This is a genomic window from Sphingomonas sp. CCH15-F11, from assembly GCF_001557005.1.
Taxonomy (GTDB): domain Bacteria; phylum Pseudomonadota; class Alphaproteobacteria; order Sphingomonadales; family Sphingomonadaceae; genus Sphingomonas.
Genome location: NZ_LSKG01000069.1, coordinates 120770 through 143279 on the forward strand (window position 1 = coordinate 120770; position 22510 = coordinate 143279).

Here is a 22510-nt window from a genome sequence, read left to right on the forward strand (position 1 = left end):
TGATGCTGATTGGGCTGGGTCTGATGGCCGCCGTCATTGGTGTGGCAGTCGGTCGGAGGAAGAAATCTCATGGCTGACACCCCAAACCTCCCCTCCGAACCCGAAGTCCGCGCGCGCTGGGCGTCGTTCGAGTGGTCGATCGACAATGCGGTCAAGGCGCGCGAGATCGTCGCGCGCTACCCGGCGGGCCGCCAGCAATCGGCCACGCTGCCGCTGCTCGACCTGGCCCAGCGCCAGGTGGGGGCGGAGACCAGCACCCAGGGCTGGCTGCCGGTGCCGGTGATCGAATATGTGGCCGCCTATCTCGGCATGCCGTACATGCGCGTGTTCGAGGTCGCGACCTTCTACACCATGTACAATCTGGCCCCGGTCGGGCGTTTCCATGTCCAGGTGTGCGGCACGACGCCGTGCATGCTGCGCGGCTCCGACGACGTGTTCCAGGCGTGCAAGGACAAGGGCCTGGCCAAGGGCAAAACGACCGCGGACGGCCTGTTCACGCTGACCGAAGTCGAGTGCATGGGCAATTGCGCGTCCGCGCCCATGGTCCAGATCAACGACGACAACTACGAAGACCTGACCTATGATCGCATGGCCGCGATCCTCGACGCGCTGGCAAAGGGCGAAGCGCCCCGGCCCGGCACGCAGGAGCCCGGCCGCCATACCGTCGAGCCGCTGGGCGGGCCGACGACGCTGACCGCGATGGTCGCCGAAAACCACGATTATCGGAAGGAATGGGCATGAGCGCGAAGGACAAGAACCTGATCGTCACCATCCTGGCGATCATCGGCGGCATCGTCGTGCTCGGCTGGGTGCTGAAACTTACCTTTGCGCTGTTCGGGCCGCTGCTGGTCATCGGCCTCGCGGTGGTCGTCTATCTGTGGATGACCAAGGACAAGGGGCGGCGGTGATGCCCGAAGAAGCGGAAATCCTGAACTTCATCGGCGAGCAGTTTCGCCGGCTCAATGGCCGCCTCGATCGCATCGAGAGCGACCTGGGCGACATCAAGCTGCGCGTTACCGCCAGCGTGGAGCATATGGCATCGATGATGATGTCGATCGCCGGCATCAATTCGCGCATGGACAAGATGGACGCACGGCTGGCGCGGGTTGAGCGCCGCCTTGATTTGACGGATGCCGGATGATGCTCGCGGACAAGGATCGCATCTTCACCAATCTCTACGGCTATCAGCCGTGGAATATCGACGCGGCGATGAAGCGCGGCGACTGGGACGATACCAAGGCGCTGATGGCCCGCGGCCAGGACGCGATCATCGACCAGATCAAGGCATCGGGCCTGCGCGGGCGCGGCGGGGCGGGCTTTCCCACGGGCGTGAAATGGGGCTTCATGCCCAAGGAGCCCAAGGCGGAGCGGCCCAATTTCCTGGTCATCAACGCCGATGAATCCGAGCCTGGTAGCTGCAAGGACCGCGAGATCATCCGCCACGATCCGCACAAGCTGATCGAAGGCGCGCTGATCGCCGGCTATGCGATGCGCGCGCGGGCCGCGTACATCTACATTCGCGGCGAATACATCCGTGAGGCGGAGACGCTGTTCGCCGCGGTTGCCGAAGCCTATGCCAAGGGGTTCCTGGGCAAGAATGCCTGCGGCTCGGGCTATGATTTCGACGTGTTCGTCCACCGGGGTGCCGGCGCGTATATCTGCGGCGAAGAAACCGCGATGCTCGAAAGCCTGGAGGGCAAGAAGGGCCAGCCGCGGCTGAAGCCGCCCTTTCCGGCGGGCGCGGGTCTGTATGGCTGCCCGACCACGGTCAACAACGTCGAATCGATCGCGGTCGCGCCGACGATCCTGCGGCGTGGGCCGGAGTGGTTCTCGAGCTTCGGGCGCGAGAACAACAAGGGCACCAAGCTGTTCCAGATCAGCGGGCATGTCGAAAAGCCCTGCGTGGTCGAGGAAGCGATGAGCATCCCGTTCCGCGAGCTGATCGAAAAGCATTGCGGCGGCATTCGCGGCGGCTGGGACAATCTGCTCGCGGTGATCCCCGGCGGCTCGTCGGTGCCTTTGGTGCCTGCCGAACAGATCATGGACGCGCCGATGGATTTCGACGGGCTCAAGGCGCTGGGTTCGGGCCTCGGCACCGCCGCCGTCATCGTGATGGACAAGTCGACCGACGTCGTCCGCGCGATCAGCCGCCTGAGCTATTTCTACAAGCATGAAAGCTGCGGCCAGTGCACGCCGTGCCGCGAGGGCACCGGCTGGATGTGGCGGGTGATGGAGCGGCTGCGCAGCGGTGACGCCGACGTCAGCGAGATCGATACGCTCTATCAGGTCACCAAGCAGGTCGAAGGCCACACCATCTGCGCGCTTGGCGACGCCGCCGCCTGGCCGATCCAGGGCCTGATCCGCCATTTCCGCCCGGAGCTTGAGCGCCGCATTGCGGAGCGACAGGGCGGCGGGCTGGAACCGATGCAGGAGGCGGCGGAGTAATGGGCATCATCCGCCAGCATTTGCACCTGGCCAATTGGGCGCGTGACGATCTTGAGGAAGTCGATGCGCTTGCGCTGGTCGATACCGGATCGCTTGAACTGTGCATTCCGCAGCATGTGGCAAACCAGCTGCGCCTGAAGAAGCTCGACGATCGGGAAGTGACGCTGGCGAGCGGCGAGAAGCTCGTCGTTCCTTATGTCGGCGGCGTTCAGATCGAAGTCTTTGGCCGGCGCACCGTCCAGAGTGCGAATGTCCTGGGCGACGAAGTGTTGCTCGGCGCCATCCCGCTTGAGGCCATGGACCTGGTGATCCGACCAGCGACCCTGTCGCTCACGCCTAATCCCGATAGTCCGAACATCCCGGCGTCGCTCGCAAAGGGCGTGCGACCTGCCGGGCAGGGTGACCGTTAATGCCTAAACTCACCGTAGACGGAATCGAAGTCGAAGTGCCGCAGGGCGCGACCGTGCTTCAGGCGTGCGAGGCGGCGGGGAAGGAGATTCCACGCTTCTGCTATCATGAGCGGCTGTCGATCGCCGGCAATTGCCGGATGTGCCTGGTCGAGGTGAAGCCCGGGCCGCCCAAGCCGCAGGCGTCGTGCGCGCTGCCCGCCGCCGATAATCAGGAAATCCGCACCGACTCAGCGATGGTGAAGGCCGCGCGCGAAGGGGTGATGGAGTTCCTGCTCATCAACCACCCGCTCGACTGCCCGATCTGTGACCAGGGCGGCGAGTGCGACCTGCAGGACCAGTCGGTCGCCTATGGCCGGGGCAGCAGCCGCTATACCGAGAACAAGCGGGCGGTGACCGAGAAGTACATGGGCCCGATCGTCAAGACGGTGATGACGCGCTGCATCCAGTGCACGCGCTGCGTCCGCTTTGCCGAGGAAGTCGCGGGCGTCGAGGAAATCGGCGCGATCTATCGCGGCGAGAACATGCAGATCACCAGCTATCTGGAAAAGGCGGTGACCAGCGAACTCTCGGGCAATGTCGTCGATCTGTGCCCGGTCGGCGCGCTGACGTCCAAGCCCTATGCGTTCGAGGCGCGGCCCTGGGAGCTCAAGAAGAACCTGGCGATCGACGTGATGGACGCGGTCGGCACCAACATCCGCCTCGACAGCCGCGGGCGCGCGGTGCTGCGCGTGCTGCCGCGCATCAACGAGGACGTGAACGAGGAATGGGCGCACGACAAGACGCGCCACCATGTCGACGGCCTGGCGCGCAAGCGGCTTGACCGGCCCTATGTGCGCCGCGACGGCAAGCTGGTGCCCGCGACCTGGGAAGAAGCGTTCGATGTGATCGCCGATCGCGCCAAGGCGGCGGGCTCGAGCGTCGCGGCGATCGCCGGCGACCTGCTCGATTGCGAAACGATGTTCGCCGCCAAATTGCTGGTCAATGCGCTCGGATCGACGCTGCTCGAGGGGCGGCAGACCGGCATGGCCTATGATGTCACCAATCTGGGTGCGGTCGCGTTCAACACGACGATCGGGGGCGTCGAGGACGCGGACGCGATCCTGCTGGTCGGCAGCAATCTGCGCTGGGAAGCGCCGCTCATCAACACCCGCGTGCGCAAGGCGATCAAGCGCGGGGCCAAGGTGTTCGCGATCGGACCGGAGGTCGACCTCACCTATCCGGTGACGTGGCTGGGCAACGACCTGTCGCTGCTCAACAAGCTGCCGGATGCGGTGGCCCAAGCGTTTGGCGCGGCGCAGCGGCCGGTGGTGATGGTCGGGCCGGGGGCGCTCAAGCAGGGCTTTGGCGGCGCGCTGGCGCTGGTCAATCCGTTGAACCTTGTCCGTGAGGGGTGGAACGGCTTCAACGTCGTCCACACCGCCGCGGCGCGGATGGGCGGGCTGATGCTCGGCTATGCGCAGCCGGGCGGCATCGCCGACATCGTCGCGGCCGCCCCCAAGCTGGCCTTTTTCCTGGGCGCGGACGAAGTGGATTTCACGGGCTTTGCGGGCAGCTTCAAAGTGTTCATCGGCCATCATGGTGACAAGGGCGCACACGCCGCCGACGTGATCCTGCCGGCGGCGAGCTATGCCGAGAAGAACGGCACCTACGTCAACCTGGAAGGCCGCGTGCAGTTCAGCAACCGCGCTGCCTTCCCGCCGGGCGACGCGCGCGAGGACTGGACGATCCTGCGCGCGCTGTCGGAGCGGCTGGGCCACACGCTGCCGTTCGACACGTTCGACCAGTTGCGCGCCGAGATGGCGAAGGCGGTGGCGGCGCTGGGTGAGGAAGGGCTGGTCCGCTACGACTGGAACCCGCCCGCGCTCGACGCGGCGGCGTCGGGCGAAGTCACCTATCCGATCGCCGACTTTTACCTCACCAACGCGATTTGCCGCGCCAGCCCGACGATGCAGCGTTGCTCGGCCGAACTGATCCACGGCCAGGATTTCGCGGAGGCGGCGGAGTGAGTGTCGATGCTCGATTTCCTCTCCGATCTCGGCGCAATGTTGTCCGGTGGTCCGGGCGAAGATACGCCCGCTTGGTACAAGTGGCTTTGGGGGTTGATATTGCTCACTTGTTTACTCGGATCATTCGCCATCATCGTGTGGCTGCTGTGAGAGGAGGACTCGGGCATTGACCTCCTTCTTCCAATCCGCCGGCCTCTCCTTCGAAGCCGCATGGTTCACCGCGACGATCATCGGCATCCTGCTGATCGCGTTTCCGGTCATGCTGGCGGTGGCGATGATCATCTATGCCGATCGCAAGATCTGGGCGGCGATGGCGCTGCGCAAGGGGCCGAACGTGGTCGGTCCGTTCGGGCTGCTCCAGTCGTTCGCCGACGGGATCAAGGTGTTCCTGCAGGAAACGATCATCCCGTCAGGGGCGAACAAGGGCCTGTTCCTGCTCGCCCCGATCATCACCTTCACCGTCGCGCTGATCGTGTGGGCGGTGGTGCCGTTCGACGTCGGCGTCGTGCTGTCCGACATCAATGTCGGGCTGCTCTATGTGCTCGCCGCGTCGTCGCTCGGTGTCTATGGCATCATCCTGGCGGGCTGGTCGTCCAACTCGAAATACCCGTTCTTCTCGGCGATCCGCGCCGCGGCGCAGATGGTGTCGTATGAAGTCGCAATCGGGTTCGTGCTGATCTCGGTCGTGCTGTGGGCCGGCACCTTCAACCTGTCGGGAATTGTCGAGGCGCAGCGCAATGTGATGGGGACGCCGGTCAACGGCTTCTTCCTCAACCCGCTGTTGTTCCCGATGGCGGTGGTGTTCTTCATCTCCTCGCTGGCCGAGACGCAGCGCGCGCCGTTCGACCTGACCGAAGCAGAAAGCGAGCTGGTTGCGGGATACCAGACCGAATATTCGTCGATGGCGTTCGCGCTCTACTGGCTGGGCGAATATGCCAATGTGATCCTGATGTGCGTGCTCAACGCGACCCTGTTCTGGGGCGGCTATCTGCCGCCGTTCGACTGGGCGCCGCTTTATGCCGTGCCGGGCATCATATGGCTGTTCGTCAAGATGCTCGCCTTCTTCTTCCTGTTCAGCTGGGTGAAGGCGACGGTACCGCGCTATCGCTATGACCAGCTGATGCGGTTGGGCTGGAAAATCTTCCTGCCGCTGTCGCTGCTGTTCGTCTTCCTGGTGTCGGGTTTCCTTATGCTGACGCGCGTCGGGACTGAATGCGCCCCCGCCGATCGCATGTATGTCAGCGGTGCCAATATCAGGGGCGTCGACGTCCGCGTCGATCCGCCGCGCTACCCGGCCGACGGTATTTGCCGCGACAAGCTTTTCAACGGAAAGTCGAGCCAATGAGCCTCGCCCAGACCCTTCGTTCGTTCACGCTCTATGAGTTCGTGAAGGCGCACGCGCTGACGCTGCGCTACTTCTTCAAGAAAAAGGCGACGATCAACTATCCGTACGAAAAGAACCCGATCTCGGCGCGGTTCCGTGGGGAACATGCGCTGCGTCGCTATCCCAATGGCGAGGAGCGCTGCATCGCGTGCAAGCTGTGCGAGGCGGTGTGCCCGGCGCTCGCCATCACGATCGAGGCCGAGCCGCGCGAGGACGGCAGCCGCCGCACGACGCGCTACGACATCGACATGGTCAAGTGCATCTATTGCGGGCTGTGCCAGGAAGCGTGCCCGGTCGACGCGATCGTCGAAGGGCCGAATTTCGAGTTCGCCACCGAAACGCGCGAAGAATTGATCTATCACAAGGAAAAGCTGCTGGCGAACGGTGACCGTTGGGAGCAGGCGATCGCCGCGAACCTTGCCGCCGACGCGCCCTATCGGTAAGCGGCCAGCATCAAAGGGCTCGCAATGATTCAAACCACTCGCGTCGCCCCAGCGAAAGGGCCCCCGCAAAGTAATGCTTTGCGGGGATCCCCGAAGGCTGGGGCCTCAATCCGGCAGGGTGCGTCCTTGCGGCACGAGACCCCGGCCTTTGCCGGGGTGACGAACCTTGTTCGCCGGGGGAATGCGTGATCCAGGCCATCGCCTTTTACCTGTTCGCGACCGTGGTCATCGTCAGCGCGACGATGACGATCGCGTCGCGCAACCCCGTACATTCGGTGCTGTGGCTGATCCTGGCGTTCTTCAACGCCGCCGGCCTCATGGTGCTGGTGGGGGCCGAATTCATCGCGATGCTGCTGGTCATCGTCTATGTCGGCGCGGTCGCCATCCTGTTCCTGTTCGTCGTGATGATGCTCGATATCGATTTCGCCGAGCTGCGCGCCGGGGTGGTCAATTATTTCTGGATCGGGCTGACGCTGGCGGTCGCGCTGGCGGCAGAGATTTTCATCGCGGTCGGCGCATGGTCGGCGGGCGGCGTGAAGATCGCGGACCGGCTGGCCCCGATCGACCCGACGGTCCCCAATATCGAGGCGATCGGGCGGCTGCTCTATTCGCGCTACCTCTATCTGTTCGAGGGCGCGGGGCTGGTGCTGCTGGTCGCGATGATCGGTGCGATCGTGCTGACCTATCGCCAGCGTGAAGGCGTGCTGCGCCAGAATGTCAGCCGCCAGATCAACCGCCGCGCAAAGGATGCGGTGCGTAACGTCAATCAGCCGGTCGGGCAAGGGGTGGAGCTGTGAGCACGACCAATCCCCAAACGCCGTTCGCTTCGAGCGAAGTCGAGAAGCGTATCTCGACTGCGCTCGATACGAACGGTCCCTGTTTGTGTTTGAAGGGGCTCACCGCATGATCGGGATCACCCACTACCTCGTCGTCTCCGGCATCCTGTTCACGCTCGGCGTGCTCGGCATCTTCGTCAACCGCAAGAACCTGATCGTCATCCTGATGGCGATCGAGCTGATCCTGCTCGCGGTGAACCTCAACCTCGTCGCGTTCTCCGCCTATCTCGGCGACCTGGTCGGCCAGGTGTTCGCGATGTTCGTGCTGACCGTCGCGGCGGGCGAAGCGGCGATCGGGCTGGCGATCCTGGTCATCTATTTCCGTGGCCGCGGCACGATCGCGGTCGACGACGTCAACCGGATGAAGGGGTGATGGTGACGAAGAAAAGCGTCGTCCCGGCGAAGGCCGGGACCGCCGGGCTATTGGCGCTCTGTAAATTGCCAGCGGCCCCGGCCTTCGGGGTTCCCCGCAAAGGAATACTTTGCGGGGGCCCCCGCGCCGGGGCGACGGAGGGGCTTCGGTGAACACCATCGCCATCATCGTCTTCGCGCCCCTGGTCGCGTCGATCGTCGCGGGGCTGTCGAACCGCGCGTTCGGGATCGCGTTCCCGAAGCTCATCACCACCGCCGGCCTGTTCATCGCCTGCGCGCTCAGCTGGCCGATCTTCGTCGGCTTCCTGTCGGGCAGCGCCGAAGCCGGCGTGGTGCCGGTGCTTACCTGGATGCGATCGGGCACGCTTGATGTCGAATGGGCGCTGCGCGTCGACGCGTTGACCGCGGTCATGCTGGTGGTCATCACCACCGTCTCCGCGCTCGTCCACCTCTATAGCTGGGGCTATATGAGCGAGGACCCGGATCAGCCGCGCTTCTTCGCCTATCTGTCGCTGTTCACCTTCGCCATGCTGATGTTGGTGACTGCCGACAACATCGTCCAGATGTTCTTCGGCTGGGAAGGTGTCGGTCTCGCCAGCTACCTGCTGATCGGCTTCTGGTTCAAAAAGCCCTCGGCCAATGCGGCGGCGATCAAGGCGTTCGTGGTCAACCGCGTCGGCGATCTCGGCTTCATGCTCGGCATTTTCGGCCTGTTCCTGGTGTTCGGCACGATTTCCATCCCCGAGATCCTGGCCGCCGTGCCGAACCAGGCGGGATCGACGATCGGCTTCCTAGGCTATCGCGTCGACACGCTGACGCTGATCTGCCTGCTGCTGTTCGTCGGCGCGATGGGCAAGTCGGCGCAGCTGGGCCTGCACACCTGGCTGCCCGACGCGATGGAGGGGCCGACGCCCGTTTCCGCGCTGATCCACGCCGCGACGATGGTGACCGCGGGCGTGTTCATGGTTTGCCGCCTGTCGCCGCTGTTCGAGGCCGCGCCGATCGCGCTGGGCGTCGTCACCGTGGTGGGCGCCGCGACCTGCATCTTCGCCGCCACCATCGGCACGGTGCAGACCGACATCAAGCGCGTCATCGCCTATTCGACGTGCAGCCAGCTCGGCTACATGTTCTTCGCCGCCGGCGTTGGTGCGTATGGCGCGGCGATGTTCCACCTGTTCACCCACGCCTTCTTCAAGGCGCTGTTGTTCCTGGGCGCGGGCAGCGTGATCCACGCGATGCACCATGAACAGGACATGCGCTTCTATGGCGGGCTGCGTCGGCACATCCCGGTGACGTTCTGGACGATGATGGCCGGCACGCTGGCGATCACCGGGGTCGGCATCGCGCCGATCTTCGGCAACGAGCCGTTCGGTTTCGCGGGTTTCCATTCCAAGGACGCGATCCTGGAAGCGGCCTTCGCGTCCGGCGAGGGTGTCGGCGCGTTCTGGGTCGGTACGTTCGCCGCCCTGCTCACCAGCTTCTATTCGTGGCGTCTGATGTTCCTGACCTTCTGGGGCAAGCCGCGCTGGGCCGCGTCGGAGCATATCCAGCACGCGATTCACGATGCGCACGGGCACGGTGCGCATGGCCATGACGATCACGCGACGCACGGCCATGGCGACGTCGCGGCCAACGCGCCGGCTCAGGAAGACGCCGGCCACGCGCCTGCGCATGTCGAGCATCACGTGACCGAGGGTACCGGCGGCTACCACCCGCATGAAAGCCCGTGGGTGATGCTGGTGCCGCTGCTGGTGCTGACCATCGGCGCGATCGCGTCCGGCTTCGGCTTCTTCCACCACTTCATCGAAGCGGAAGCGGGTGATGCGTTCTGGAAGGGCAGCATCTTCTTCGACGCGACGCTGGCGCATGCGATGCACGAGGTGCCGTTGCTGGTGAAGCTGGCCGCGACCATCGTCATGGGGATCGGCTTCGTCGTCGCGGTCTACGCCTATCTTCTGCGGCCCGGTTTCCCGGCGCAGTTTGTCGAGCAGTTCCGCATCCTCCACCGCTTCTTGCTCAACAAGTGGTATTTCGACGAGCTTTACGGCCATCTGTTCGTCCGCCCCGCGCTCGCCTTTGGCCGGCTGTTCTGGAAGCAGGGCGACGAGGGCACGATCGATCGCTTCGGGCCCAACGGGTCGGCGGCATTGGTGATGGCGGGGACGCGCGCGGCGGCAAAGCTGCAATCGGGATATGTCTATAGCTATGCGTTCGTCATGCTGATCGGGCTCACTGCCGCGGTCACCTGGATCATCACGCGATGACCGGTTTTCCGATCCTCTCCGTCATGCTGGCGGTGCCGCTGGTCGCGGCACTTGCCTGCCTGTTCACCGATGCCAGGTCGGCGCGCTGGATCGCGCTGGCCGCGACGCTGGTCGATCTGGCGCTGGGCGCGTTGCTCTGGGCCAATTTCGATCAGTCGGCGCAGGCCGCACAATGGCAGTTCGTTGAATATGCGCCGATCTTCGGCCGTTTCGCCTGGGCGGTCGGCATCGACGGCATCTCGCTGCTGCTGATCCTGCTCTCGGTCTTCCTGATGCCGATCTGCATCGGCGCGAGCTGGGAAGCGATCACCGATCGCGTGCCCGAATATATGGCGGCGTTCCTGCTCACCGAAACGCTGATGATCGGCACGTTCGCGGCGCAGGACCTGTTCCTGTTCTACATGTTCTTCGAAGCCGGTCTGATCCCGATGTATCTGATCATCGGCATCTGGGGCGGCGCGAACCGCATCTACGCCAGCTATAAGTTCTTCCTCTACACGCTGCTCGGCTCGCTGCTGATGTTAGTCGCGATGATCTACATGACCACGACGGCGGGGACGACGAGCATCCCGGCGCTGATGGCATATGACTTCCCGCCACAGGTTCAGACCTGGCTGTGGCTCGCCTTCTTCGCCTCATTCGCGGTCAAGATGCCGATGTGGCCGGTCCACACCTGGCTGCCCGACGCGCACGTGCAGGCACCGACCGCGGGGTCGGTAATCCTGGCCGGCGTGCTGCTCAAACTGGGCGGCTATGGCTTCCTGCGCTTCTCGCTGCCGATGTTCCCGGAGGCATCGGCGCAGCTGACCTGGCTGATCCTGGCCTTGTCGGCGGTGGCGGTGATCTACACCTCGCTGGTCGCGCTGGTGCAGGCGGATATGAAGAAGCTGATCGCCTATTCCTCGGTCGCGCACATGGCGATCGTGACGATCGGCCTCTTCGCGTTCAACCAGCAGGGGATCGAGGGCGCGATGATCGTCATGCTCTCGCACGGCCTCGTCTCGGGCGCGCTGTTCCTGTGCGTCGGCGTCATCTATGATCGGCTGCACACGCGCGAGATCGATCGTTATGGCGGCCTGGCGATCAACATGCCGCGCTACGCCGTGTTGTTCCTGCTGTTCACCATGGCGTCGATCGGCCTGCCGGGCACCAGCGGCTTTGTCGGCGAGTTTTTGAGCCTGATGGGCACCTATCAGGTGTCGACCTGGGCAGCGGTGCTCTGCACGACCGGCATCATCCTGGGCGCCGCCTATATGCTTTGGCTCTATCGCCGCGTCGTGTTCGGCGATCTGGTCAAGGACGATGTCCGCGCCATGCCCGACCTGTCGCCGCGTGAGATCGCGCTGCTCGCGCCGATTGCGGCAGTGGTGCTGTGGATGGGTGTCTATCCCGAACCGTTCATCGCGCCGATGCGGGCCGATGTGACGACCCTGCTCGCGCGGCTCGATCGCGCTGCGCCGGCGGGCGATTCGCGTCCGACGCCGGGCACGGCTGCGGGGGCAGCGGCTTACGCGGCGCGGGTCGAGGTGGCGCGCGGGCACCATGAGGGCGCTGGCGAACATTCAACGGGCGCGGGCGAAGCCACCGCCGCGGGGACGCATTGATGGATTACGGTTCGCAACTGGTTCTGACCCTGCCGGAGATCGTGCTGACGCTCGGCGCGCTGGCATTGATGCTGGCGGCTGCCTGGGGCGGCACGGCGGCAACGCGCGCGATCAGCACCGCGTCGGTCGCGATCCTGATCGGCGCGGGGATCGCGCTGACCGGCCCGGCGGGCAATGGCGGCGATGCCTTTTACGGCCTGTACCGCGCGGACGCCTTCTCCACATTCGCCAAGGTGCTGATCTATCTGGGCGCGGCGGTGGCGATCCTGATCGCGCCGCGCTTTTTCGAGCGCACCTCGGGCGAAAATCTGCGGCCTGAATATCCGATCCTGATCCTGCTCTCCTCGGTCGGCATGGGCATGATGGTGTCGGCGACCGACCTGCTCACCCTCTATGTCGGGCTCGAGCTGCAGAGTCTCGCGGCCTATGTGCTGGCCAGCTTCATGCGGCGCGACACGCGTTCGGCCGAAGCGGGCCTCAAATATTTCGTGCTCGGCGCTTTGGCGAGCGGCATTCTGCTCTACGGCATCTCGCTGGTCTATGGCTTCAGCGGCACGACCGCGTTCGACGTGATCGCGACGCGCTATGCCGAAGGGCGTTCGATCGGGCTGTTGTTCGGCCTCGTGTTCGTGTTTGCCGGGCTCGCGTTCAAGATGTCGGCGGTGCCGTTCCACATGTGGACGCCCGATGTCTATGAAGGCGCGCCGACGCCCGTCACTGCCTTCTTCGCCTCCGCGCCCAAGGTGGCGGCGGTGGCGCTCGCCACCCGCGTCGCGGTCGAGGCGATGGGCCCGGCGCTGAGCGACTGGCGCCAGATCGTCGTGTTCGCCGCGCTTGCCTCGATCATCCTGGGGGCGGCTGCCGCGATCGGGCAATCCAACATCAAGCGGCTGCTCGCCTATTCGTCGATCAACAATATCGGCTTCATCCTGATCGGGCTTGCCGCCGGCACCCCGACGGGTGTGGCATCGGTGATGTTCTACCTCGCCGTCTATCTGGTGATGACGATCGGTTCGTTCGCGCTGGTGCTCCAGATGCAGCGCGCCGACGGAAGCTCGATCGAGACGATCGACAGCCTGGCCGGCATGTCGCGCACCCGGCCGCTGCTGGCGCTCGCGCTCGCGATGTTCATGTTCTCGCTCGCCGGGGTGCCGCCGCTGTTCGGTTTCTGGGCCAAGTTCGCGGTGTTCGATGCGGCGATCCAGGCCGGGCTGTTCCCGCTGGCGGTGATCGGTATCGTGGCGTCGGTGATCGGCGCCTATTATTATCTGCGCATCGTCAAGGTGATGTATTTCGACGCGCCGGCAGAGGCATTCCCGCCCGTCGCCAGCCCTGTCGAAGGCGGCATCATCGCGGTGACGGCGGTCGCGATCTCGCCGCTTGGCATGTTCGCGATCCCCGCGCTGACGCTGTGGTCGAACGCGGCGGCGCAGGCGCTGTTCTGACCTCGACGATCCGCACGGTCGCGACGACGCGATCCACCAACGCCGATTGCCTTGCGCTTGCCGCCGCCGGAGCCGCCGAGGGGTTCTGGCTGCGCGCCGAGACGCAGACCGGGGGGCGGGGCCGGCAGGGTCGCGCCTGGCAATCGCCGCCCGGCAATCTTTACGCCAGCACCATCGTCCGGCTGCGCCCCGGCGATCCCGCGGCGGCCACGCTCGGCTTTGTCGCGGCGGTGGCGCTTGCCGATGCGGTGACCCAGGCCGCCGGGCCGATCGCCGCGCTGACGCTCAAATGGCCAAACGACGTGATGATCGGCGGCGCGAAGCTGGCGGGCATCCTGCTCGAGCGCGCCGGGGACGCTGTCGTGATCGGCTTCGGTGCCAACCTCGCCGCGCACCCCGCCGATCTCGATCGGCCGACCACCAGCCTGGCCGCACAGGGTCGGAAGGTCGAACCGCCCGCGCTGCTCGACCCGCTGACCGCCGCGCTCGCCACCGCGCTCGACAGCTGGCGCGGACATGGCTTCGCTGGCATTCGTCAGCGCTGGCTGGCGCTTGCGCATCCGCCGGGCACGCCCCTTCGGGTCCGGCCGGGGGACCGGGAAGCATTTGAAGGCAGGTTCGACGGGCTCGATCCCGATGGCGCGCTGATCCTGCGCTTGGCCGATGGCGCGGCGCGTGTCATTCACGCGGGCGACGTGTTCCTGATCTGATGGGACGAAAGGGATAGGGCCATGCTGCTCGCGGTCGATGCCGGCAACACCAATATCGTCTTTGCACTGGTTGAGCCGGGGAATGTGGCGGGCGGCGGGACGATCCGCGCGCGCTGGCGCATCGCCACCGATCCGCGACGCACGGCGGACGAATATGCGGTGTGGCTGAGCCAGCTGCTCCAGCTTGAGGGCTTCGACCGGGCGGTCGTCGACGCGGTCATCATCGGCACGGTCGTCCCGCGCGCGCTGCATAATCTCCAGGTGCTCGCCCAGAAATATTTCGGGGTGGAGGCGGTGGTGGCCGGGCGCGGCGCGGCGCAATGGGGCTTTGCGCTCGACGTCGACGAACCCGACAATCTGGGTGCGGATCGCGCGCTCAACGTCATTGCGGCGCATGCCCAGCACCCGGGCGACCTGATCATCATCGATTTCGGCACCGCCACCACCTTCGACGTCGTCGATTTTCGCGGTGCCTATAAAGGTGGCGTGATCGCGCCCGGCATCAACCTGTCGCTCGATGCGCTGGTGACCGCGGCGGCCAAGCTGCCGCGCATCGCGATCGAGGCACCGGCATCGGCGACCGTCGTCGGACGCAGCACCGTCGAACAGATGCATATCGGGATCTACTGGGGCTATATCGCGATGATCGAAGGGCTGGTCGCGCGCACCCGGGCGGAGATCGGTCGCCCCGCCCGCGTCATCGCCACCGGCGGCCTGGCGGTGCTGTTCGAGCAGCATACACAGGTTTTCGACGTGATCGAGCCCGATCTGACCATTCAGGGGCTGGCGATGCTGTGGTCGCGCGCCCATAATGGGGGTGCGGACTGACGCGCAGACCTGCGCCCCGCCAACCAGAAACGGAACCCAGTGACCCCAGGTAACGAACTGCTTTTCCTCGCGCTCGGCGGATCGGGCGAGATCGGGATGAACGTCAATCTTTACGGCACCCAGGGCAAATGGGTGATGGTCGATTGCGGCATCACCTTTGCCGATCCGGGCTATCCGGGCATCGACATCATCCTGCCCGACCTGCAATTCATCGAGGAGCGTTTGGACGACCTGCTCGGCATCGTGCTGACGCATGGGCACGAGGATCATATCGGCGCGCTGCCCTATCTCGCGGCCGATCTCGACGTCCCGCTTTATGCCACGCCGTTCACGGCCGGGTTGATCCGCGGCAAGCTGGAGGAAGAGGGGATTGCCGACCGCGTGCGGCTGAAGATCGTGGAGAATGAGGGCAGTTTCCAGTTGGGGCCCTTCGGTTTCCGCTACGTGCCGTTGGCGCATTCGATTCCGGAGGGCAATGCGCTGGTGATCGACACGCCGCATGGGCGCATTTTCCACACCGGCGACTGGAAGCTGGATAATCAGCCGCTGCTGGGCGAGCCATCGACCGAAGCCGAGCTGCGCGCGATCGGCGATGCGGGCGTGCTGGCGATGGTGTGCGATTCGACCAATGTCTTCAATCCCGAAGCCTCGGGGTCGGAGGGCGATGTCCGCAAGGGGCTGGACGAGGTGATTGCCGCGGCGACCGGTCGCGTGCTCGTCACGACGTTCGCCTCCAACGCCGCCCGGCTGCAGACGCTGGGCGAGGTGGCGCGCGACACCGGCCGCGAGCTGTGCGTCGCCGGCCGATCGCTGGACCGCATTCTTCGAGTGGCGAAGGCGACGGGCTATCTCCGCGACTTCCCCGACACGATCGATTTCGACACCGCAATGTCGCTGCCCCCCGGCCGGGTGATGATCGTCGCGACCGGCGGCCAGGGCGAGCCGCGCGCGGCGCTGTCGCGCATTGCGGAGGGAACGCACCAGATCAAGCTGGGGCAGGGCGACCTTGTCGTCTTTTCCTCCAAGCAGATTCCCGGCAACGAGATCGCGATCGGCCGCATCCAGAACACGCTGGCCGCTGCGGGCGTCGCGATGATCACCGATCGCCAGGCCTATGTGCACGTGTCTGGCCACCCGGGCCGGCCGGAACTGGCGGCGATGTATGGCTGGATCCGTCCCGAAATCCTCGTGCCAGTGCATGGCGAGCTGCGCCACATGGCCGAGCAGGCGCGCTTTGCGCTGAGCGAGGGCGTACCCCAGTCGATCGTGCAGAAGAACGGCGACATCGTCCGCCTGGCACCCGGCAAGCCCGAACGAATCGGCGCCGCGCCCTCCGGTCGGCTGGTGCTCGACGGCGACGTCATCCTGCCCGCCGACGGCACGACGATCAACGAACGGCGCAAGCTGGCGCTCTATGGCCAGGTTTCGGTCGCGGTCGCGCTGCGCAAGGGCGCGCTTGCCGGCACGCCCGAAGTGCGCATCCAGGGGGTGCCGGTCGAGGAGGATCGCGAACCCTTCATCGCCGACGCCCAGGATGCGGCAGCCGGCGCGGTCAAGGGCGACACGCGCGACCGCGAAAAGGTACGCGAGGCGGTCCGGCTTGCGGTGCGGCGGGTTGCGACCCGCTGGACGGGCAAGAAGCCGATCGTCGACGTGCTGATCGTGGACGCCTGAACCCATGGCGTGGCAGTCGGGGCTGGCGATCTATTTCCTGTTCTGGGTGTTCGCGGTGTTTCTAGTGCTGCCCTTCGGCGTACGCACCGCGGATGAGGCCGGCGTCGCCAAGGTGCCCGGCCAGGCCGACAGTGCCCCCGTCGGCTTCAGCATCCGGCGGCTGATGATCCGCACGACCATCGTCGCGACGGTCGCGTTCGCGCTGTTCTACCTCAATTACGTCTATGGCTGGGTCACGCCGGCGATGCTCGACTACTATAATTGAGCCGGTAACCGCGCGACGCGGCGCGGTCAGGTCCGCAGCCGTTCGATCGCCTGGGCGAGCGCGACGTACAGCTTGCCCATGTCCGACGACAGCAGCGTGACCGCAAGCTGCGAGCCCTCGCGCAGCGCCAGGATCTGGCGCAGCATCGCCTCGAAATCGTGGATGTAGCGATTGACCTGCTCGCGGAACTCGGCGTCCTGATCGTAATGGCCTGAAATCTCGCGAACCTGCCCCGCATCGAGCAGGCGCACCGCGCGCCGCGTGAACACGCCCCGGTCGCCCTTCAGATACGCCGTCCACGCGCTGTCGGACACTTCCTGCGCCAGCGATTTCGACAGGTCGATCGACATCGAATTGAGCGCCTCGATCAACAGGGCGACGCGGCGCGACAGGGTGTCGCTGCTGTTGCGCTGCTGCTCGTCGCGCGCGACCTCCAGCCGGTGTTCCATCGTCATGCTGGTTTCCGCGATCGCCAGCATCTGCTTGCTCAATTCCTCGGCCGCGCGCGCGGCGGTGGCGGCGGCGCGATCGGCGACGTCGTTCAGCTCGACGATATGGCGCGCGACGCTTTGCTCCATCGCGCGGCCGAGCGCGGCCGCGCCCTCGCGTTCCAGAGCCTGCGCGGCTTCGGGGATCACCGCGGCGAGCGCCTTGCGGGCATGGTCGCTCGCGGCGGTGGCGGTTTCGCGGATGCGGTTGAGCGCCTCGATCAGCTGGGGCGCGGCATCGTCGCTGAAACGGCGCGTGCCGGCGATCGTCGTGTCGACGATGCCCTGGATGTCGTCGATGCGCGCACGGCTGGTGTCGAGCGTCGACAGCAGCGACTGCGACACGCCGCCCAGCGTGTCGCGCTGGATCGCGATCACCCCGGCGATCGCCTCGATTGCTTCATGCGTGCTCTCCGCCGCAGTGACGAGCGCGAGCAGTTCGGGCTTGGCCTCGCCGACGATCGCGCGGCTTGCCTGGATCCGCTGGTCGAGCCGGGCAAGCGCTTCCGGCATCGTCTCGTCCATCTCGCGCGACGCGGCGTCGAGCGCGGTCAGCAGGTCCTCGGCGGTGCCGATCACGCGCCGCGCGGTCTCGTCGCCGACGCGCATCGTTTCGGTCATCGCGCCGGCGCTGCCGTCGAGCGCGCTGATCGCCGCGGCGAGCGACTGCGTGCGGTCGAGCCCGGTCGTGTGGAGCGCCGCCAGCTTCTGCTCGGTTGCCTCGATGCCCGTGACCAGATTGTCGAAGAGATGCTCGCTGCGCGTACGTTGCTGGCCGAGCAGGTCGCCGATCCGGGCGATTGCCCCCTCGACCGCGCTGATCCGGTCGCTGAGTGCGGCGATGCCGTCGGCCCCGGCACGCTCGATCGATGCCTGATTGTTCGCCAGCATCGCCAGCATCGCGTCGCCCTGGGCGCTGATCCCCTTGCGCGCCTCGTCGACGGCATGCGCCGCGCGTTCGAGCACGCCGTCGACCGCGCTGGTCATTTCGCCGGTCACGGCTTCCAGCCGCGCGCCGGCGGTCTCGCTGGTCGCTTCCATCCGCGCGATGTGCGCGGCGAGCCGCTCGGCCGCGCCGCTGGCGACCGCGTCGGCCTCCTTGCCGCGCTCGGTGACCGATGCGAGCTGCGCGGCGAGCGCGGCCGCATTGGCACTGGCGGACAGCCCCGCCCGGTCGAGCGCGGTCGCCATCGCTTCGGTTTCGGCCTGCGCCTTGGGTACGGAGGCGAGCAGTACGCTCAGCCGCGCGGCCGCGGCGATGGTTGAATCGTTGAGTTGATTGGCACTCTGGTCGATCTCGCGCGCGCCGGCCGCGACGCTGGAGCCTACCTCCTGCATCCGCGCCGCGACCTGATCGGCAAGCGCGAGCAGCGCGTCGGTCTGGCGACCGAGCTCGGCGCGGTTCTGTTCGAGGACCGACGCCATCTGGCCCACCGCGTGCTCCAGCGCATCCGCCTGTGCGCGCATCGCCCGCGCGGTGCGGCCGAAGCGTTGGGCTTCCGCCCGGCTGGTGCGCAGCGCGAGCAGCGCCAGCACACCGATCAGCGCCAGCGGCGCGCACAGGACTGCAATGAACTGCAGCCATTCGCCCGGCGTCGCGCCGCCGCGCAGGTTCGGCCAGCTCGCCCACAGCGCCGCGCCGATCCAGCCGATCGCCGCGACGATGGCGAGCGCGGGCACCAGCCGGCCGGACGGGGCGTCCGAAGGAGCCTCTTCCGGGGCGGGTGGCGCCTCGGGTGCCTCCGCCACGGTGCCCAGCACCAGTTCGTCGTCGTGCGCCACGGCCTCGGTCAGCACCGCGTCGTCGTCCTCATGCCGCAAGCCGGCGATCCTCGAGCGTCCCGTCATGGCGGGACAGTAACAGGAATTGCCGCGCCGCAAACCGGCAACCGACAACCTCGTCTTAATCTTTGCGGGGTTATCCACAATTTATGGCATATGATCCCGGTGCAATCGATGCGACGCTGGCCGCGGCGGTGGGTGACGAACCCGCGCTGATCGCGGAGCTGCGCGAGGCATTTTTCGACAGCAGCCGCCGCGCGGTCACCGCGCTCGAGGATGCGGTCGACGTCGAGGGCTGGCGTGCCGCCGCGCTTCGCCTCAAGGGGCTGGCCGCGAGCTTCGGCGCGATCCGGCTGATGGCGCTGGCGGACGAAGCCGCCAATGCGACCCAGGGCGATCCGATGGTGCTGCGCCGCCTGCACAAGGCGATCGAGCGGCTCTGACCCTCTTTCGGCACGCGGCCGAAGCATAAAGTCGTCGCCCCGGCCTCCGCCGTGGCGACGAAGAATTCCTTCGCGCCGTCGCACCTGCGCGTGAACTCGACCCGCCCTATCGCTTGCGCGTCAGTTCCCGCATCGCGTCGTCCAGGCCGGCGATCGTCAGCGGGTACATGCGGTCGTTGACCAGTTCGCGCATGATGCGGATCGACTGCGAATAGCCCCATTGTTCCTTCGGAATCGGGTTGATCCACGCGGTCGCCGGATAGGTGTTGGTCAGCCGCTGGAGCCAGATGACCCCGGCTTCCTCATTGAAATGCTCGACCGATCCGCCGGCATGGGTGATCTCGTACGGGCTCATCGACGCGTCGCCGACAATCACCAGCTTATAGTCGTGGCCGAACTTGTGCAGCACGTCCCAGGTGTTGGTGCGTTCGGTGAAGCGGCGGCGATTGTCCTTCCACACGCCTTCGTAGATGCAGTTGTGGAAATAGAAGAATTCGAGGTTCTTGAACTCCGACGTCGCGGCGGAGAACAGCTCCTCGCACAGCTTGACCCAGGGGTCCATCGATCCGCCGACGTCGAGGAACAGCAGCAGCTTGACCGCATTGTGCCGCTCCGGGCGCATCCGGACGTCCAGCCACCCCTGCCGCGCGGTGCCGTCGATCGTCGCGTCGATGTCGAGCTCGTCCGCCGCGCCCTCGCGCGCAAAGCGGCGCAGGCGGCGCAGTGCCACCTTGATGTTGCGGGTGCCCAGCTCGCGCGTGTTGTCGAGGTTCTTGAACGCGCGCTGGTCCCAAACCTTGATCGCGCGCTGGTGCTTGCCTTCGCCACCGATACGGACGCCTTCGGGGTTGTAGCCCGAATTGCCATAGGGGCTGGTGCCGCCGGTGCCGATCCACTTGTTGCCGCCCTGGTGCCGGCCCTGCTGTTCCTCAAGCCGCTGCTTGAGCGTCGCCATGATCTCGTCCCACGACCCGAGCGACTCGATCGCCGCCATTTCCTCGGGCGTCAGATATTTCTCGGCGACGGCACGCAACCACTCCTCCGGGATCGCCGCCTGTTCGGTCGCATAGCTGGTGGCGATGCCGCGGAACACCTTGCCGAACACCTGATCGAAGCGGTCGAGCAGCCCCTCGTCCTTCACGAAGGTTGCGCGGGCGAGAAAATAGAAGCTCTCTGGCGTCCGGTCGATCACGTCGCGCTCCAGCGCGTCGAGCAGGACCAGATGTTCCTTCAGGCTGGCCGGGATGCCGGCGGCGCGCAGCTCGTCGATGAAGGAGAAGAACATGACCGTGCCTTTCGCGCGCCGCCCCGCCTCACCTGGGGTCCGGCACGACACGATAGAGCCGCCACGCGGTTCCCGAAAGCCCCCCGGTCACGCCCGCTCGGATCGGCTGGGCGCGCACCCCGCATGCTGCCAGCCGGGGCGCAAGCCGGTCGTCGGGCGGGCCGTCGACATACAGGAAATCCGCGTCGGGGCAGGGGGCGGTGCTGATCGACAGCGGGTCGCCCGCGACTGCCGCCGCCGCGCGGAGCGGCGCGATCGATCGCGTGCTCGCCACCCACACGCGCGACTTTCCGGGCGTCGCCGCGACGATCGGGGCGAGCGCGCGCTCGGGATGGCCGCGTGCGGCGTGGATGGTCGCGTCGTTGGTGGCGAGCGCCCCGATCGCGGCAAGGCCCAGCCCCAGCATCGTCGCCACCCGCGCCGGACCCGGCGTCGCCATCGCCCGCCCGCCAACCCGCGCGAGCATCAGCAGCAGGGCGACGGCCGCAAGCAGATAATAGCGTGGAAACTGGCTGTTCCCCAGACGCAGCAATGCCACCGTCGCAGGAAAGGCGAGCGTCGCCAACACGATGAACGGCATCGGCCCCCGCAGCCGCTCGACCACGAGCGCGATGAGGAGGAGCACGATGGCGGTGGCTGCGCCGATGCCGGCGGGCAGTCCCGCCAGCCCAAGCGTGTATGCGGCGAGCTGATCTAGCGCGGTGGCGAAATGGCCGGGGCTGAAGCGCGTATATTCGCCGAACGTAAAGCCGCCGCGGGCATGCGCGCTGGCGAACACGAAAGCGATGACCGCGATGCTGGCCAGAACCGCGGGCGCGAAGCGCCGCGCGGTCGTGACCGTCGCCTCGCGCCAGCTGCCCGCCATCGCCCGCGCCACCAGATGCCAGCCGGCCAGCGCGGGCAATGCAAAGACCAGCGTCAGCTGCGCGAACAGCCCGATGAAAAGGCTTGCCGCGATGCGACCGGGAGCCGCGCCGTCATCCTCCCCCGCGATCATCCGCTGGGTAAGCCGGATCGCGACGAGCAGGGCGAGCACCATCGGCGCATAGCCGCGCGCTTCCGATCCATAGGTGACCAGGATGGGGGAGAAGGCGAACAGCGCGGCGGCGATCATCGCCTGCGGTCGGCCCCAGCGCGCGGCGATCGCGGCGGCGAGGGGCACGGCGGCGACCCCGGTCGCGACCGACAACAGCCGCGACACGACGGGCGGCGCACCGAGGCCGGTCAGCTGCAACCACAATGTGTTCCAGTGATGATTGTTGTCATGGCCGATATTGAACCAGATGCCGGCAGGCGTCCCGACTTCAAACGCGAAGGTCGCCGACCACGCCTCGTCCAGCCACAAACCGCCGTTGGCCGCCGCGGTCAGGCGCAGCACCGCCGCACCGACCAGCATGGCGACCACCCAGATCCTGACTTCGCGATCGGAAACGCCGCCGGTGTCTTCGCGCATAGATCCCCCGGTCCAGGCCGCGCGTTCTAGCCGATCCGCCCGAAAGCGAAAGCGCCTATCGGCGGCCTCACGGCGTGATCCGCCGGCCGCACGGTCGCCGAACGATCGGGTCGCGTCATCGGTTCAGGCTTTCGCCAGGATGTCCCGGTCGATCGCATCGATGCGGTTGACCCCGGTCAGCGTCATGGCGACCGTCATCTCGCGCGCGATCAGGTCGAGCAGCTTGGTCACCCCGGCTTCCCCGCCGGTCGCCAGCGCGAACAACCACGCACGACCGAGCAGGACGCCGCGTGCGCCGAGCGCCAGCATGCGCACGACGTCAAGGCCCGACCGCACCCCGCCGTCGACCAGCACGGTCAGCCGGTCGCCGACC

At 66.5% G+C, this 22510-nt stretch carries 23 protein-coding genes; 19 read left to right on the forward strand and 4 right to left on the reverse strand.

The features are described 5' to 3' along the window. Positions 1 to 69: 69 nt before the first annotated feature. The 18 genes from AX709_RS07065 to AX709_RS07140 all read left to right on the forward strand — a co-directional run bounded on the left by AX709_RS07065 (position 70) and on the right by AX709_RS07140 (position 16686). Positions 70 to 741 carry a complex I 24 kDa subunit family protein gene (locus AX709_RS07065; protein ID WP_066548166.1) on the forward strand — a complete coding sequence of 224 codons (672 nt, stop codon included), beginning with the start codon at positions 70 to 72 and terminating at the stop codon, positions 739 to 741. Then, a complete protein-coding gene (locus tag AX709_RS18565; protein WP_156454185.1) occupies positions 738 to 908 on the forward strand; it encodes a hypothetical protein in 171 nt (56 codons plus the stop codon). Before AX709_RS07065 ends, AX709_RS18565 begins: the two co-directional genes overlap by 4 nt. Beyond that, on the forward strand, positions 908 to 1141 hold the full coding sequence (locus AX709_RS07070) for a hypothetical protein (protein WP_066548168.1): 234 nt from the start codon (positions 908 to 910) through the stop codon (positions 1139 to 1141). The genes AX709_RS18565 and AX709_RS07070 overlap by 1 nt, the downstream gene beginning before the upstream one ends. Further along, a complete protein-coding gene (gene nuoF, locus AX709_RS07075) occupies positions 1141 to 2445 on the forward strand; it encodes an NADH-quinone oxidoreductase subunit NuoF (RefSeq protein ID WP_066548219.1) in 1305 nt (434 codons plus the stop codon). The genes AX709_RS07070 and nuoF overlap by 1 nt, the downstream gene beginning before the upstream one ends. Continuing rightward, on the forward strand, positions 2445 to 2855 hold the full coding sequence (locus AX709_RS07080) for a clan AA aspartic protease (RefSeq protein ID WP_066548171.1): 411 nt from the start codon (positions 2445 to 2447) through the stop codon (positions 2853 to 2855). The genes nuoF and AX709_RS07080 overlap by 1 nt, the downstream gene beginning before the upstream one ends. Further along, positions 2855 to 4861 carry an NADH-quinone oxidoreductase subunit NuoG gene (gene nuoG, locus AX709_RS07085; RefSeq protein WP_066548174.1) on the forward strand — a complete coding sequence of 669 codons (2007 nt, stop codon included), beginning with the start codon at positions 2855 to 2857 and terminating at the stop codon, positions 4859 to 4861. The genes AX709_RS07080 and nuoG overlap by 1 nt, the downstream gene beginning before the upstream one ends. Positions 4862 to 4867: 6 nt before the next feature. After that, entirely contained in the window at positions 4868 to 5011 is a 144-nt protein-coding gene (locus tag AX709_RS18570) for a hypothetical protein (RefSeq protein WP_156454186.1), read from the forward strand. Between the two features lie 16 nt (positions 5012 to 5027). After that, positions 5028 to 6206, forward strand: a complete 1179-nt coding sequence (nuoH, locus tag AX709_RS07090; protein ID WP_066548176.1) for an NADH-quinone oxidoreductase subunit NuoH — start codon at positions 5028 to 5030, stop codon at positions 6204 to 6206. Further along, positions 6203 to 6688, forward strand: coding sequence for an NADH-quinone oxidoreductase subunit NuoI (nuoI, locus tag AX709_RS07095; RefSeq protein ID WP_066476314.1), 486 nt, complete (start codon positions 6203 to 6205; stop codon positions 6686 to 6688). The genes nuoH and nuoI overlap by 4 nt, the downstream gene beginning before the upstream one ends. A gap of 185 nt (positions 6689 to 6873) precedes the next feature. Next, a complete protein-coding gene (locus tag AX709_RS07100) occupies positions 6874 to 7485 on the forward strand; it encodes an NADH-quinone oxidoreductase subunit J (protein ID WP_066476311.1) in 612 nt (203 codons plus the stop codon). Positions 7486 to 7591: 106 nt separating this feature from the next. Then, the gene (gene nuoK, locus AX709_RS07105; protein WP_066476309.1) at positions 7592 to 7897 is read left to right on the forward strand and encodes an NADH-quinone oxidoreductase subunit NuoK; all 306 of its coding nucleotides are present in this window, start codon (positions 7592 to 7594) and stop codon (positions 7895 to 7897) included. Positions 7898 to 8045: 148 nt separating this feature from the next. After that, positions 8046 to 10160 carry an NADH-quinone oxidoreductase subunit L gene (nuoL, locus tag AX709_RS07110; protein WP_066548177.1) on the forward strand — a complete coding sequence of 705 codons (2115 nt, stop codon included), beginning with the start codon at positions 8046 to 8048 and terminating at the stop codon, positions 10158 to 10160. Beyond that, entirely contained in the window at positions 10157 to 11764 is a 1608-nt protein-coding gene (locus AX709_RS07115) for an NADH-quinone oxidoreductase subunit M (protein WP_082731666.1), read from the forward strand. Before nuoL ends, AX709_RS07115 begins: the two co-directional genes overlap by 4 nt. Then, positions 11764 to 13209 carry an NADH-quinone oxidoreductase subunit NuoN gene (gene nuoN, locus AX709_RS07120; protein WP_066548181.1) on the forward strand — a complete coding sequence of 482 codons (1446 nt, stop codon included), beginning with the start codon at positions 11764 to 11766 and terminating at the stop codon, positions 13207 to 13209. Before AX709_RS07115 ends, nuoN begins: the two co-directional genes overlap by 1 nt. Beyond that, entirely contained in the window at positions 13176 to 13919 is a 744-nt protein-coding gene (locus tag AX709_RS07125; protein WP_231727448.1) for a biotin--[acetyl-CoA-carboxylase] ligase, read from the forward strand. Before nuoN ends, AX709_RS07125 begins: the two co-directional genes overlap by 34 nt. A 21-nt stretch (positions 13920 to 13940) precedes the next feature. After that, on the forward strand, positions 13941 to 14747 hold the full coding sequence (locus tag AX709_RS07130; RefSeq protein ID WP_066476302.1) for a type III pantothenate kinase: 807 nt from the start codon (positions 13941 to 13943) through the stop codon (positions 14745 to 14747). Between the two features lie 39 nt (positions 14748 to 14786). Then, positions 14787 to 16421, forward strand: coding sequence for a ribonuclease J (locus tag AX709_RS07135; RefSeq protein ID WP_066476592.1), 1635 nt, complete (start codon positions 14787 to 14789; stop codon positions 16419 to 16421). A gap of 4 nt (positions 16422 to 16425) precedes the next feature. Beyond that, positions 16426 to 16686: a DUF1467 family protein gene (locus AX709_RS07140; protein WP_066476300.1), complete on the forward strand. Its 261-nt coding sequence runs from the start codon at positions 16426 to 16428 to the stop codon at positions 16684 to 16686. Positions 16687 to 16712: 26 nt separating this feature from the next. On the opposite strand, the gene AX709_RS07145 is transcribed toward AX709_RS07140, so the two are convergent. Beyond that, the gene (locus AX709_RS07145; RefSeq protein ID WP_231727449.1) at positions 16713 to 18995 is read right to left on the reverse strand and encodes a hypothetical protein; all 2283 of its coding nucleotides are present in this window, start codon (positions 18993 to 18995) and stop codon (positions 16713 to 16715) included. 110 nt (positions 18996 to 19105) lie between these two features. Here AX709_RS07145 and AX709_RS07150 point away from each other — a divergent pair, with 110 nt between their 5' ends. Further along, positions 19106 to 19399: an Hpt domain-containing protein gene (locus tag AX709_RS07150; protein ID WP_066476297.1), complete on the forward strand. Its 294-nt coding sequence runs from the start codon at positions 19106 to 19108 to the stop codon at positions 19397 to 19399. Between the two features lie 106 nt (positions 19400 to 19505). On the opposite strand, the gene AX709_RS07155 is transcribed toward AX709_RS07150, so the two are convergent. The 3 genes from AX709_RS07155 to AX709_RS07165 all read right to left on the reverse strand — a co-directional run. Further along, positions 19506 to 20684, reverse strand: coding sequence for a vWA domain-containing protein (locus AX709_RS07155; protein WP_066476291.1), 1179 nt, complete (start codon positions 20682 to 20684; stop codon positions 19506 to 19508). 28 nt (positions 20685 to 20712) lie between these two features. Beyond that, a complete protein-coding gene (locus AX709_RS07160) occupies positions 20713 to 22137 on the reverse strand; it encodes a hypothetical protein (protein ID WP_066548197.1) in 1425 nt (474 codons plus the stop codon). A gap of 123 nt (positions 22138 to 22260) precedes the next feature. After that, positions 22261 to 22510 (reverse strand): alpha-hydroxy-acid oxidizing protein (locus AX709_RS07165; RefSeq protein WP_197432021.1); only part of this gene is annotated, 250 nt, incomplete at its 5' end.